The organism is Amycolatopsis echigonensis, from assembly GCF_014174495.1.
Lineage (GTDB): Bacteria > Actinomycetota > Actinomycetes > Mycobacteriales > Pseudonocardiaceae > Amycolatopsis > Amycolatopsis echigonensis.
Map to the genome: position 1 here is coordinate 1 of NZ_JACJHR010000072.1, position 12,290 is coordinate 12,290.

Here is a 12,290-nt window from a genome sequence, read left to right on the forward strand (position 1 = left end):
ACCGCGCAGACCAGCGGGTTCGAAACGCTCGGTGCCGGGCAAGCGCGGGTAGCGGCAGGCCGCGACCGCGTTGCGCGCCTCCTCGACGCGGGAGATGTGCGGCCAGACGATGCCGTACGCGCCGAGGTCGAGCGCCTGTTTCGCGTGCCACTGGCCGTGTTCCGCGCCGTTGACCGGCACGCGGACGAACGGGGTCGGCGCCGGGGCGAGGGTGCCTGCTTCGAAGATGCGTCGCCGGTCGAGCAGGTACTGCAGGCTGTCGCGGAGGTTCGCGGCGTCCCACGGTTTGTGCTCGGCTTCGAAGACCACTCCGTCGTAGGCCGAACCGGCGAAGTCGAGCGCCGCCGACGGCTCGGGCGGGGCGAAGGCCGCGAAGGCGGGCTTTCCCGACTCCAGGGCTCCGATGACGCTATTCAGCCTGGCCACTGCGCACCTCGCTCTGTTCGTTCTGTCGCTTGTGGATGATTCGCTGCCACCAGTCGCGCAGCCGCGCCCACAGCGAGGGGCGCGCGGGCGGTTCGGCAGCGGCGTCGCCGGCGCACTTGCGCACCAGTTCGGCGGAGAAGTCCTTGGTCATCCGGGAAACCACCGCACCGGCACCGGCTTCGATGAGCGACGCGAGCTTCCCCGCGAGGCTCACCTGGCCGGTCACGCGGACGCGCGAACCCCCGGCCGCCGGATCCGGGACGACCCGGAAGGTCGCGTGCGCCGAGAAGCGCGTGGCCCCCTGCCCGTCGCGGCCCTTCGCCGACAGCCGCCCTTCCCGCTCGGGCTCGTCCAGGTCCAGCGCGACCCGGGCGCCGAAACGCACGCGCACCGCGCCGAACTTGACGACCAGCGTCCCGTCGAACGATCCGTCCTCGTGCGAAGCGCCAAGCTCGGCACCGCTGATGCACGACACCACCGCTCCGGGGTCGGACACGACCTCCCACACCCGCTCCGGCGGTGCGGGAACGGGGATCTCCTCGTCGATCTCGATCACAGCTCTGCCCTCGCTCGGCGGCTGCGCCCGTCACCGGGTCGACCGCCAGATTGTTTAACAACTTTGCGGCGGACCGTAGCAGCCCGCAGTGACGGTCGGCAAGAATTCCTTGTTGAACAAGATTCTCGACGTCACTCGATCTGCTCCCCGCTGAATCTTGTAGGACAAGAGTGGTCGGAGGATGTTCTCGCAGGTCGAGCGCGTGATCGCGGCGGATCGGACCGGGTGGAGAGGCGTCGGTGAACGCAAGATTGTTAGACGATTTGCGTCCTCGATGGTTGAAACACCGGCAATCGGCGCGTACGGTCGCTGACACTGTTCGACATTTCGGGTGTCCGCCCGGTCGCGTCGGTGCCCGTTCCGCTCCAGCGCAGCAGAGGAGTCGTCCCCTATGGCCAGGACCTTGTCCGTCGCGGTGAAGGCCTACCCGCACACGGAGTTCGTCACCGCCCCCGGTTTCGCCCCCGGCGGCCGTCCCGTCGAGGTCGCGCACGCCGACCCGATCTACCGGGCGTTCGCGCCGATGGTGCGGGAACTGCGCTACGACGTCAGCGAACTCGCCCTCGCCACGTTCCTCCAGGCACGCGAAGCGGGCGTGCCGATCGCATTGCTTCCGGTCGTGCTCAGCGGCGACTTCCACCACCACTCGCTGACCCGCTGGCCCGGCTCCGCCGGATTCGCCCCGGCGGACCTGGCCGGAAAACGGGTCGGGGTGCGGGCCTACAGCCAGACCACCGGCCTGTGGGTGCGCGGCATCCTGCACGAGGAGTACGGCCTCGACGCCAAGGACGTCACCTGGGTGACCACCGAGGGACCGCACGTCGCCGAGTACGCGGAACCGGCGAATGTCGAGCGCACGGAAGGAAAAGTGCTCGACGTCCTGCGCCGCGGCGAAGTCTCCGCCGCCGTCCTCGGCCCGCCCGCGCTCGACGGCGCGGAAGGCCCGCTGGTTCCGGTCATCCCGGACTGGCGCGCGGCCGAAGAAGCCTGGGGCGAACGGCACGGGACGGTGCCGATCAACCACCTGCTCACCGTCCGGCGAGACCTGCTCGAGGCCGAACCCGGCACGGTCGCCGAACTCTACAAGGCGTTCGGCACCCGCATCGAAGAACGCAAAGCCGCCGACGCCGAACCCGGGCCGCGTGTGCGCGCACTGCGCTTCGGCGTCACCGACGAACTCGTCGCCGGGCTCCAGGTCGCGATCGACTACGCGCTGCAGCAGAACGTCATCCGCACCCCGGTGACCGTGGCCGAACTTCTCGACGACTTCTCCCGCCACCTCGCCTGAGCCCACCGAAAGCAGAGCCCATGTTCCGCGTCGACACGCACACGCACATCATTTCCCCGGATACCGCCGCGTATCCGCCCGCGCCGCTGGGCGGGCACCGCTCCGACTGGTCCCGGGAACGCCCGGCCGACATCGACGGCCTGCTGCGCGAAGCGGACGCCGCCGAGGTTGACCACCTGGTCCTCGTGCAGGCCTCGACGGTCTACGGCTTCGACAACAGCTACGTCGCCGACCAGCTCGCCCGGCACCCCGACCGGCTGAGCGGCGTCTGCTCGGTCGATTTCCTTTCGCCCCAAGCCGTCGACGACCTCGCCCGCTGGATCGACGAACGCGGCTTCTCCGGCGTCCGTATCCGGGCCGCCGACGGGACGACCGCCGTGCCGACGCCCGGCCGCGGCCTCGACGACGACCGGATGACGCCGGTGTGGCAGTTCCTGTCCGACCGCCGCGTCCCGGTCTGCGTCCAGATGCACGCCGAACACACCCCGATCCTGGCCGGACTGCTCGAGGCGTACCCGGGCCTGACCGTCGTACTCGACCACGCGGCCCGCCCCGATCTCGGCGACGGCGTGCTGCCGTATCCGGCGCTCGCGCGGCTGCGCGACAGCGGCCGGGTCTTCGTGAAACTCACCCCGCCCGCCGTTCTGCGAGCCCAGCGCGAAGCCGGATCCGCCACCCCGATCGTGCGCACACTGGTCGAGGAATTCGGCGCCGACCACGTCATGTGGGGCTCGAACTTCCCTGCCTCGGCGGGCGCGCTGGGGGAGCTGGCGGACCTCGTGCGGGCGCAGCTTCCCGCGCTCGACGACGCCAAGCGGGCCCTCGTCGCAGGCGGCACTGCCGCGCGGTTGTACGGCGTGGCAGCCACGACGGGGGGACAGTGAGAACCGTGCGTACCCGTCGGAAGACCGTGCTGGCCGCGTTGGCGGCCGTGGTCGCGCTGCTCGGCGCGGGGTGCAGCAAGCCGCCGCCCGCGCCGGACGCCCGCAACCTCGCCGAGCTTTACCAGGCGGCGAAGAAAGAGGGCCAGGTCATCTGGTTCGCGCCGAAGCCGGAAGCCCAGATGCGGCCCGCGATCAAGGCGTTCGAAAAGAAATATCCCGGCATCACGGTCAAATACACCAACAAGAAGGCCCCGGACCTCGTCACCCAGCTCAATGTCGAACAGGCCGCCGGCCGCGTGAGCTTCGACGTGTCCAACGCGGGCGGGCTGACCGTGCTGCCGTCGGTGGACATGGCCGCGAAGGTCGACTGGAGCCGGTACGGCGTGCCAGGGAACCAGATCTTCGACGGCAACTTCGTCTACGTGTGGGCCGTGCCGAAGGTCTGGGCGTACAACACGACCGCCGTGCCCGCCGCCGACGCGCCGCACAGCTGGAACGACGTGCTGTCCCCGCAGTGGGGCGGCGGCAAGCTCACGATCGAGTCGCGCGGGTCGTTCATGACCGTGTGGGAGCAGGACAAGACGCTGGGCGCCGGACCCGGGCTGGCGTTCTCCGCGAAGCTGGCCAAGCAAAGCCCGCACTACACGGACAACACGACCCAAGCGCACACCAACATCGTCTCCGGACAGACCCCGCTCGGCACAGACCTGATCAACCTCGTGCTCTCGGACAAAGCGAAGGGCGCCCCGGTCGCGGTCGCCCCGATCGGGCCGACCAACGCCAACAAGGCCTACCTGTTCGCGCCCGAGGGCTCGCCGCACCCGGCGGCCGGGCGGCTGCTCACCGCGTTCCTCGCCTCCGCCGCGGGCCAGAAGGCGCTCGCCGGCAGCTACAACTCGATCATCCCGACCGAGACCGACTGTTCGAAGGCTGCCCTCGCCAACCGCGTCGTCCGCGCGCTCTGCGCCGCCGGGGTCCAGTGGCACAGCGAGACCGACATCCAGCAGTACCAGCGGTTCGCCGATTTCTTCCCCCAGGTCGAGAAGGCCTTGGGCACCGACGTGAACTGAAATCCCCTTGGAGACTCCGACGATGCAGTCCGCCACCAGGGCCGCCCCCGCCGCACCCCCGCGCCCGCCCGCCGAACCCGCCCGCCCGCGCCGCCGCGGCCGCGTCCGCACCGGCCTCAACATCGCCATCGGCCTGTTCCTCGCCTACCTCGTGGTGTTCCCGCTGGGCATGCTGATCTACAGCAGCCTCAAGAGCGCCGAACTGAAGCTGCCCTTCGACATCCCCGGGTTCACCCTCGACAACTTCGTCAAGATCTTCTCCTCGCCGCGAGTGCTCGAAGTAGCCCTCAACTCGGCGATCTTCGTGGTCGGCACCGTCGCGGTGGCGCTGGTGATCAGCGTCAGCCTTGCCTACCTCTTCGAACGCACCGACCTGCCGGGCCGCCGCGTGCTGGCACCGAGCGCGCTGGCGCCGATGGGTGTGCCCGCGACCGTGATGGCGGTCGCCTGGGTGCTCGCGGCCAATCCCGCCAACGGCCCGCTCGCACTGCTCGTCGAGCGCGTCTTCGGAATTTCGGTCACCATCTATTCGCTGCCCGGCATGATCCTGGTGGCCGGCATCTTCGGCGTGCCCAGCATGTACCTGATGCTCGCGCCGACCTTCGCCCGCCTCAACCTCGAATTCGAAGAGGCCGCGGCCACCTCGGGCGCCGGGTGGCTGACCCGCACCCGCAAGATCGTCCTGCCGCTCACCCTGCCCGGCATGAGCGCGGCCGCGATGCTGCTGGCCGTCATCGCTCTCGAAGAGTTCGCGATCCCGTCCATTCTCGGGACCCCGCACCAGATCTTCGTGTTCAGCAGTCTCGTGCAGGCGGCGCTGCAGCCGCCGTCGGGCATGTCGGACTACGGGCTCGCCAGTGCCTACGGCGTCCTGCTGGTGCTGCTGTCCCTGGTGATGATCGCGCTCTACCGGCGGCAGACGCGGGAATCGCACCGCTTCAAAGTGGTCAGCGGCAAGGGATACCGGTCGGCACCGGTGCGGCTGGGCCGGTGGCGCTACCCGGCGGCCGCGATCGTGACGCTCTACGTGCTCGTCGCGATCGTCGTCCCGATCCTGACTCTCGTGTGGACCAGCCTGACGCCGTTCTTGCAACCGATCAGCTTGCACAGCCTCGGCAGCCTCGGTTTCGCCAACTACGGCACGATTTTCACTGACCCGAACCTGACCCACGCGGTGGTCAACACCCTGGTCATCAGCCTCGTCACGGCGACCCTGACCGCCGGGTTCGGCCTGTGGCTGGCGTTGGCCTCCGAACGAGGCGGGCGGGCTGGGCGCGCGCTGTTCGACCTGTCGTTCCTCGTGTTCGCCGTGCCGAGCGTCGTGCTCGGCGTCGCGGTGCTGTTCCTCTACCTGTTCCTGCCGATCCCGGTCTACGGCACGATCTGGATCATCGTCATCGCGCTCACCACGCGTTACATCCCGCGCGCGTCGCGGATGCTGCAAACCTCCCTGCTGCAACTGGATGGCGGGCTCGAAGAGGTGGGCCGGGTGTCCGGCGCCCGGCACGGCACCGTGCTGCGCCGGGTGGTGCTGCCGCTCGTCGCGCCGTCGGTGACGCGCACCTGGCTCTGGGTCTTCGCGAACGCGCTGGGCGAGCTCCCGATCGCGCTGCTTCTGTCCAATTCGGACAACCGCACCGTCGTAGTGCTGCTGTGGGACATGATCGGCGAAAGCGCGAACTACCCCGAGGCCAGCGCGCTGGCCGTGCTCCTGCTCGCCGTCTCCGCCGGTTCCGTGTGGTGGGTCAACCGCCGCGGCTTCCAACAACACATCTGAGGTGTCGTGACCATGCAGAACACCGAGCACGCCGTGGCGATCTCCGGTCTCGAGAAGCGGTTCGCCCGGAAGCAGAGCGCCGAGGTGAGCCTCGCCGTCGACAACGTCGGTTTCACCGTGCCCCGCGGCGGCTTCTTCACCATGCTGGGCCCGAGCGGCTGCGGCAAAACCACCACGCTGCGCTGCCTGGCCGGGCTCGAAAGCGCCGACCGCGGCGAAATCTCCATGAACGGCAAGGCCGTCTTCTCCTCGGCGGCCCGCCGGGACGTGGCGCCCGAGGACCGTCCGATCGCGATGGTGCCGCAGTCCTACGGGATCTGGCCGCACATGAAAGTCTTCGACAACGCGGCCTTCCCGCTCCGCTACGGCCGCAAGACCTGCTCCCGCAGCGAGGCCCGGACGCGAGTGCTCGCGATGCTGGAACAAGTCGGCCTGTCCGAATACGCGGACCGGTGGTCGACCCAGCTGAGCGGCGGGCAGCAGCAGCGCCTGGCACTCGCCCGCGCCCTGCTGTGCGAACCGGAAGTCCTGCTGCTGGACGAGCCACTGTCCAATCTGGACGCGAAACTCCGGTCGCAGCTGCGGGCCGAGTTGCGGTCCTTTCAGCAGAAGTTCGGCGTCACCACGATTTACGTGACGCACGACCAGGGTGAGGCGCTGGCGATGTCGGACACCATCGTCGTGATGAACCGCGGCCGGGTCGAGCAAATCGGTTCGCCGGCGGAGATCTACGACTCGCCCGCGTCCCGGTTCGTCGCCGATTTCGTGGGCAGCGCCAACCTCGTCCCCGGAGTCGTCGACGGCCCGCCACGCCGCGTGGCGGAAGTGAAGACTGCCATTGGCGTCATGCGCTGCGAGCGTTTCGCCGCGCCGCCCGCCCAGGTCCGCGACGTGCACGTCTGCATCCGCCCCGAGCACGTCCGGATCGTGCCAGGAACCTCGGACGCCGGTGAACTCAACCGATTCCCAGCGCGCGTCATCTCCACCGAATACCTCGGCGACCGGCTCGAAGTGGTCGCCACCGTAGGCGACGTCGAATTCCGCGCCCACGCCGACGCGCACTTGCGGATCCGGCCGGGCGACGACGTCGGAGTCGTGCTGGATCCCGAGTGGACCGTGGCGCTCTGGTCCTGACCTACTCGCCGGAGAACGTCAGTTGGAGAGCACGGCGGACCGCGGACAGGTGATGACGCATCGCCGCGGCCGCCGCCTCCGGGTTGTGCGTGACGATGCCGGCGAGGATCGCTTCGTGCTCGTGGACCACCGTCGCCCGCGGCCGCGAACGGTCCATGTCGCGGTACTGCCGCAGCACCAGCGGATACAGCAGGCTGTCGACGAAGCGGGTGAGTGTCGACTGTCGTGCCGCCTGGCGCACCTGCTCGTGGAAGGAGCGGTTGAGCGCGGAGTACTCGTCCCGGCCGTCAGATTCCCGGCCCGCCCACATCCGCTCGCAGGTCGCGGTCATCTCCGCGATGTCCTCGTCAGTAGCGCGCTCGGCTGCCTTCGCCGCCAGGGCCGCTTCCAGAATCTCGCGGGTCTCGAGGATCTCGATCGCCTCATCCTCGGAAAACGACCGCGTCCGCGCACTGCGGTTCGCCTCCGCCGTGACGTAACCCTCCTGCGCGAGCCGGGCCAGCACCGACCGGATCGTGCCGCGCGAGACCTCGAGCCTGCTGGTGAGGTCGGCTTCGGTGAGCCGCGCGTCGGGAGCGTACTGTCCGGAGAGGATCAGCTCGCGGAGATCGTGGTAAGCCCGCGCTGTCCGGGTGGCACCGGGATCCGCGCTCTCCACGCGCGAGTCCTGCGCCTTGTCCACCGTCATCGCAGGCAAACCTCCCACACCGCGCCGTCCGATCGCCTGATCTTAACCCGCCTCCGTGGCCTGGCTGGCGTACTGAACGTCCGTCCGCCTGTCGATCACTGAAGCCGGGCGAGGGCATCCCCCGAGAAGTCCGCGACAGTACGGATCGACGTGTCTTCGGAGGCGGCGAGCGAGCACGGGCGGCAACGTCCTGTGCACCTGGTTCTCAGTAGGGCCTATTCGCCGTGCCAGAACGCGGGTCAGCCTTATCGTTATGTGCCCGGGGCTGACCCGCGACCTAGCGCAGCAGCGGTCCGGCCGGCGGGGGATCCGCGTCAACGCGATCGCCCCGGGCTACTTCGCCAGCGAGATGACCGCCGAGATCCCGCAAGACCTGCTGCTGCCGTTCATCAAGCAGCACAGCCCGCTCGGCAGACTCGGCACCCAGCAGGAACTCGACACAGCCGTGGTGTTCCTCGCCAGCCCGGCGTCCTCCTACATCACCGGCACCACCCTCGCAGTCGACGGCGGAATGTCCGGCCACTGACGGTTCGGCGCCGACCCGGGCACCGAACCGTCCGAAGGCCTACGCGCCGAGTTGGTCCAGCGGGGTCCGGAACGTCTCGCGCGAGAAAAGGACGGTGACGGCGGCGATCAGGCAGACGACCATGGCGAAGACACAGGCAGGCCACCACCGTGCGCCGTCGGGACCGGCCATCGCCTGGGCGATCGACGGGGCGAAGCCGGAGATGACGGCGCCGAGTTGCAGGCCGAGTGCCATCCCGGTGACTCGATAGCGCACGTGGAACATTTCGGCGAAAAACACCGGGTGCACCACGTTCACCGGACCGTAGGCGACCGACAGCGCCAGGGCCATCCCCACCACGATCAGCCCGACGTTGCCGGTGCTGATCGTCCAGAAGTAGAACCACACCACGCCCGCGCACAGCAGGCACGCGGAGATGAGCACCGGGCGGCGGCCGATCCGGTCGCTGGCGATCGCGGCCAGCGGTTGCGTGATCAGGCAACCCGCGTAACCCGCGATCAGCACCCAGAGCATCACGCTCCCGGGGACCTTGACCGAGCTGGTCGCGTACGCGAGGCCGAAGATCATCACGATGTTCGCGTTGCAGATCACGAGTGCGATGAGGATGACCCGGACGACGTCGCGGCCCTGCATGACGAACAGCTGCTTCAGCGGCAGCCGCGCATGCGTTCCCGCGTTCTTGTGCTCGACGAACACCTCGGGGTCCACGACGGTGCGGCGGATGAGCAGCCCGATGACCACGATGACCGCGCTCGACCAGAACGGGATCCGCCAGCCCCAGCTCAGCAGCTGCCCGGACGGCATGGTGCTGACCGCGACGAACACCATGCTGGCGAGGATGTAGCCGACCCAGATGCCGCTGGTCTGCCAGGACGCGTAGCAGGCCCGTTTGCGCTCCGGGGCGTGTTCGACGGTCAGCGAGACGGACCCGGACAACTCGCCGCCCACCGAGACGCCCTGGAGCAACCGCAGGGCGATCAGCATGATCGGCGCGGCGATGCCGATCGTGCGGTACTCGGGCAGGCAGCCGATGAGGAACGTCGCGATGCCCATCACGAGCAGCGTGCCGATCATCATGTCCCGGCGGCCGAATCGGTCGCCCACGTAGCCCGCGATCAGGCCGCCGACCGGGCGGGCGACGTACGCCACCCCGAAAGTGCCGAGCGACAGCAGCAGCGCGCTCGCCCCGGCGTCCGGGAAGAAGATGCGGGCGAAAACGAGCGACGACGCCGACGCGTAGATCGACATGTCGTAGTACTCGAGCATGCCGCCGAAGAACCCCGCCACCGCGGACCTCGTCGCATGGTCGGGTGTGGGCGAGTCAGGTCTGCGGACCGGCTGATCCTGCTCCGCAGCGGCGGGGACGATGTCGGTCACCGGTGCCTCCCCGGTCGCGCAGGGGCTGGCAGAGGTGCGGTGCACACATGAGTCCTCAGTGGACTGGTCATCGGGAGTCCCTAACGTCGTTGTCCGGGCTGTCCGGTCTTGCGACGGTATTCATTCCTCCGGCGCCACCGGCACGGAATTCCCGTGTGCAGAACGCCGCGGGGGAGGCGGCCGGTGCGGCCGAGAATGACAGGTAATCCGGTCCAGTCCCGGCACGAGGAGGAAACCGTTGCCTGCCAGGGTTCCCGCGCTCTACCACCCCACCATCGCGGTCGGCGATCTCGACGCCGCCCGCGACTGGTTTCGCCGCGTGTTCGCCCGCCGCCCGCTGCGCTGGGAGGAGACGCTCGATCTGGACCTGCTCGAACCGGACTATCCGGTGAACTACTCGTTCTTCGCGTTCGTGGCGGATACCCATTGGGTTTTCCTCTGCCCGTCCCTGCACGCCCGCGGCGCGCTGGCCGGCCAGACCCGCTACCGGAACGTCCCGGACGGGATGATCGGGCTCGGCTGGTACACCGACGACGCGGTCGAGCTGTTCCACCGGCTGGCCGCGGCGGGGATCCGTGCCCATGACCAGCAGGGAAGGCTGATCACCGACGCCGAACCGCCGCGCTCGTCGTTCGCCGCGGACGTGCTGACCGGTTTCACCGAGCCTGCCGACACCGGTATCCGCTACGAGTTCCAGCAAACCGGCAAGCGGCACTGGGCGAAGTACGGGCAGGAGGCGGATCCGCGGCTGCGGGCGGACTGGGCCGGCCCGGTTCTCGATCCGGCCGATCCGCTGGGGCTGCGCTACACGTCGCACCACACCGTGGTCACCCGTGATCCGGCACGAATGCTGCGGCTGTACACGGAACTGCTTGAAGGAGAGGTCGTCGGCGAAGGGGAAAACGCCGAGCTGGGGGCCGCGAGCACCTTCGTGCGACTGGGCGACACGGTGCTCGAGATCGCGGTGCCGACACAGCCCGGCCCGGAGACCGCGAACGGAGCCGACCACTACCGGGGAGTCACCTACGTGGTCGGTGACTGCGCCCAGGTCCGCGCGCACTTGGCCGCCGTCGGTGTGTCCACCGAGGACAGGCCTGATGCGACCGTGATTCCGCCGAAGCACGGGTTCGGCGCCGAGTGGCGCTTCGTGCAGGAGCCGCCGTATCCCGAGGAGGCGCGGCGTCCGGCCCGGCTCGGCTGACTTGCGGGGCCGGACCGCATCCGGCCCGGCCCTACGCGTCAGGCCAGCGGACCCCAGCGGACGTTCCACTCGTTGATGGCGCGGTCGGCGACGAGCCCGCCGGTCCAGAACGGATCGGCGTCCATTGTGGACTTCGCGGCCGGAGCGTCCGGCGCGGCGATCGCGAGAACCGCGCCGGTCCCGTCCGCGAACGCTCCGGCGGTCAGCAGCTCGCCGCGGGAGTCCAGGCCGGCGAGCCAGTCGCGGTGCTCGGGCAGCCGTGCGGCACGACGGTCGGCGAGGGCGGCGTCGTAGGTGTAGCGGATGACGAACTTGGCCATCTCAGGAATCCTTCCGGGAAACGAATCCCCAGCGCGCGCCGAAGCTGGTGCGGGGGTCGGTGACGAGTTCGCCGCCTGCCCGCCGCAGGCCGACACCGTGGCTGCTCAAGTGGGTCTCCACCGCGTCGAGGTCGACGACTTCGAAGGTCATCCCGAGGTACTGGTCGGTGTGGCTGGGCGCACCGGTCAGCACGTCCAGAATCGGGGCGTCGCGCGGAGTGGCGAACTCGATGACGGAACCGGCATAGCGCACCGGCATGACGTCAGCGTCGAGCAGGGCATCGTGCCGGCGGGGTCCTGCGTCGCCGCCGAGCACCTCGAACAGCCGGACTGCCCGTTCCGGCTGCTCCGTCAGCACCGTGTGGTGCGAGCAGCGGATGACGCCGAGCGGGTCCGCGGGATCCACCACGCCGGGCTTCCAGCCAGGGGCGAGGCGCGGGTCGGCCAGCCGCGAGTACTTCGGCCGGTGCCGCTCCGCCAGGTGGTAGTACTCGTAGGTCAGCCCGGTGTCCTCGGGCAGCGACCAGATCATCGGGCAGTCGGCCACCAGGCTGGATTCCGGCACCTTGCCGTCGCGGATGACGTTGCCCTCCTGGTCGCGGGTGCGGAAACCGTGCTGTTCGAGCCTGCGCGCCAGCGCCTCGATGTCGTCGGCATACCAGGCGATGTCGGCCAGTCCCTGGCCCTTTGGGTAAACGGCCTCCCGCTCGCCGGGCAGTATCAGCAGCGAAGGAGCGAGCACGTCGAGGCTCACGTCGCCGATCACGAAGAAGTACGAGTAGTTGACCGGATAGTCAGGGTTCAGCAGGCTCAGGTCCCACTTGTCCTCCCACCGCACTTCGGTGCGGCCGAAGACCTTCCGGAACCAGGCCGCCGCCTCTTCGAGATCGTCGACTATCAGCGTGGGATGGAACATCAGCGGGAAAGGGCTGCTCAACGTCGGTCCGCTCCTCGGTCTCGGGGTGCTTCCCCGGCGACACTAAGGCCGGTTCCGCGAGCCGGTCACTGCGTTCCGCAAGGGAGAACTTGCTCGAAGGAACGGG

General features: G+C 69.2%; 13 protein-coding genes. 7 read left to right on the forward strand and 6 right to left on the reverse strand.

What is annotated here, in order from left to right; genetic code table 11:
- Window positions 1-426 (reverse strand): aldolase/citrate lyase family protein (locus H5411_RS35265; protein ID WP_312878680.1); only part of this gene is annotated, 426 nt, incomplete at its 3' end.
- Window positions 410-982 carry an SRPBCC family protein gene (locus H5411_RS35270; protein ID WP_183126304.1) on the reverse strand — a complete coding sequence of 191 codons (573 nt, stop codon included), beginning with the start codon at window positions 980-982 and terminating at the stop codon, window positions 410-412. The genes H5411_RS35270 and H5411_RS35265, both read right to left, overlap by 17 nt.
- A 391-nt stretch (window positions 983-1,373) precedes the next feature.
- Between H5411_RS35270 and H5411_RS35275 the strand changes: the two genes are divergently transcribed.
- From H5411_RS35275 to H5411_RS35295, 5 genes are read left to right on the forward strand one after another with little or no spacing between them, the layout of a single operon-like run.
- The gene (locus tag H5411_RS35275) at window positions 1,374-2,270 is read left to right on the forward strand and encodes a substrate-binding domain-containing protein (RefSeq protein WP_183126305.1); all 897 of its coding nucleotides are present in this window, start codon (window positions 1,374-1,376) and stop codon (window positions 2,268-2,270) included.
- A 20-nt stretch (window positions 2,271-2,290) separates the two neighbouring features.
- Window positions 2,291-3,154: an amidohydrolase family protein gene (locus tag H5411_RS35280; RefSeq protein WP_183126306.1), complete on the forward strand. Its 864-nt coding sequence runs from the start codon at window positions 2,291-2,293 to the stop codon at window positions 3,152-3,154.
- A gap of 5 nt (window positions 3,155-3,159) precedes the next feature.
- Complete coding sequence (locus H5411_RS35285) at window positions 3,160-4,224, forward strand: ABC transporter substrate-binding protein (RefSeq protein ID WP_183126307.1); 1,065 nt, start codon at window positions 3,160-3,162, stop codon at window positions 4,222-4,224.
- Between the two features lie 22 nt (window positions 4,225-4,246).
- Window positions 4,247-6,001 carry an ABC transporter permease gene (locus tag H5411_RS35290; RefSeq protein ID WP_183126308.1) on the forward strand — a complete coding sequence of 585 codons (1,755 nt, stop codon included), beginning with the start codon at window positions 4,247-4,249 and terminating at the stop codon, window positions 5,999-6,001.
- Window positions 6,002-6,013: 12 nt separating this feature from the next.
- Entirely contained in the window at window positions 6,014-7,135 is a 1,122-nt protein-coding gene (locus H5411_RS35295) for an ABC transporter ATP-binding protein (RefSeq protein ID WP_183126309.1), read from the forward strand.
- A 1-nt stretch (window position 7,136) separates the two neighbouring features.
- Here the strand turns inward: H5411_RS35295 and H5411_RS35300 are convergent, their stop codons facing one another.
- Complete coding sequence (locus tag H5411_RS35300) at window positions 7,137-7,823, reverse strand: GntR family transcriptional regulator (protein ID WP_183126310.1); 687 nt, start codon at window positions 7,821-7,823, stop codon at window positions 7,137-7,139.
- Between the two features lie 253 nt (window positions 7,824-8,076).
- Between H5411_RS35300 and H5411_RS35305 the strand changes: the two genes are divergently transcribed.
- On the forward strand, window positions 8,077-8,349 hold the full coding sequence (locus tag H5411_RS35305; RefSeq protein WP_312878681.1) for an SDR family oxidoreductase: 273 nt from the start codon (window positions 8,077-8,079) through the stop codon (window positions 8,347-8,349).
- Window positions 8,350-8,388: 39 nt separating this feature from the next.
- On the opposite strand, the gene H5411_RS35310 is transcribed toward H5411_RS35305, so the two are convergent.
- Window positions 8,389-9,726 (reverse strand): MFS transporter, encoded by a 1,338-nt coding sequence (locus H5411_RS35310; RefSeq protein ID WP_183126311.1) that lies wholly within the window; start codon window positions 9,724-9,726, stop codon window positions 8,389-8,391.
- Between the two features lie 238 nt (window positions 9,727-9,964).
- Here H5411_RS35310 and H5411_RS35315 point away from each other — a divergent pair, with 238 nt between their 5' ends.
- A complete protein-coding gene (locus H5411_RS35315; RefSeq protein WP_183126312.1) occupies window positions 9,965-10,927 on the forward strand; it encodes a VOC family protein in 963 nt (320 codons plus the stop codon).
- Between the two features lie 38 nt (window positions 10,928-10,965).
- Here the strand turns inward: H5411_RS35315 and H5411_RS35320 are convergent, their stop codons facing one another.
- Window positions 10,966-11,247 (reverse strand): YciI family protein, encoded by a 282-nt coding sequence (locus H5411_RS35320; RefSeq protein ID WP_183126313.1) that lies wholly within the window; start codon window positions 11,245-11,247, stop codon window positions 10,966-10,968.
- Window position 11,248: 1 nt separating this feature from the next.
- Entirely contained in the window at window positions 11,249-12,184 is a 936-nt protein-coding gene (locus H5411_RS35325; protein WP_183126314.1) for a VOC family protein, read from the reverse strand.
- Window positions 12,185-12,290: the final 106 nt, after the last annotated feature.

Excerpts from the sequence above, each read along its gene's own strand:
- H5411_RS35280 (WP_183126306.1), top strand. The coding sequence starts at position 2,291 with ATGTTCCGCGTCGACACGCACACGCACATCATTTCCCCGGATACCGCC.
- H5411_RS35295 (WP_183126309.1), top strand. The coding sequence starts at position 6,014 with ATGCAGAACACCGAGCACGCCGTGGCGATCTCCGGTCTCGAGAAGCGG.
- H5411_RS35300 (WP_183126310.1), bottom strand. The coding sequence starts at position 7,823 with ATGACGGTGGACAAGGCGCAGGACTCGCGCGTGGAGAGCGCGGATCCC.
- H5411_RS35305 (WP_312878681.1), top strand. The coding sequence starts at position 8,077 with ATGTGCCCGGGGCTGACCCGCGACCTAGCGCAGCAGCGGTCCGGCCGG.
- H5411_RS35290 (WP_183126308.1), top strand. The coding sequence starts at position 4,247 with ATGCAGTCCGCCACCAGGGCCGCCCCCGCCGCACCCCCGCGCCCGCCC.
- H5411_RS35275 (WP_183126305.1), top strand. The coding sequence starts at position 1,374 with ATGGCCAGGACCTTGTCCGTCGCGGTGAAGGCCTACCCGCACACGGAG.
- H5411_RS35320 (WP_183126313.1), bottom strand. The coding sequence starts at position 11,247 with ATGGCCAAGTTCGTCATCCGCTACACCTACGACGCCGCCCTCGCCGAC.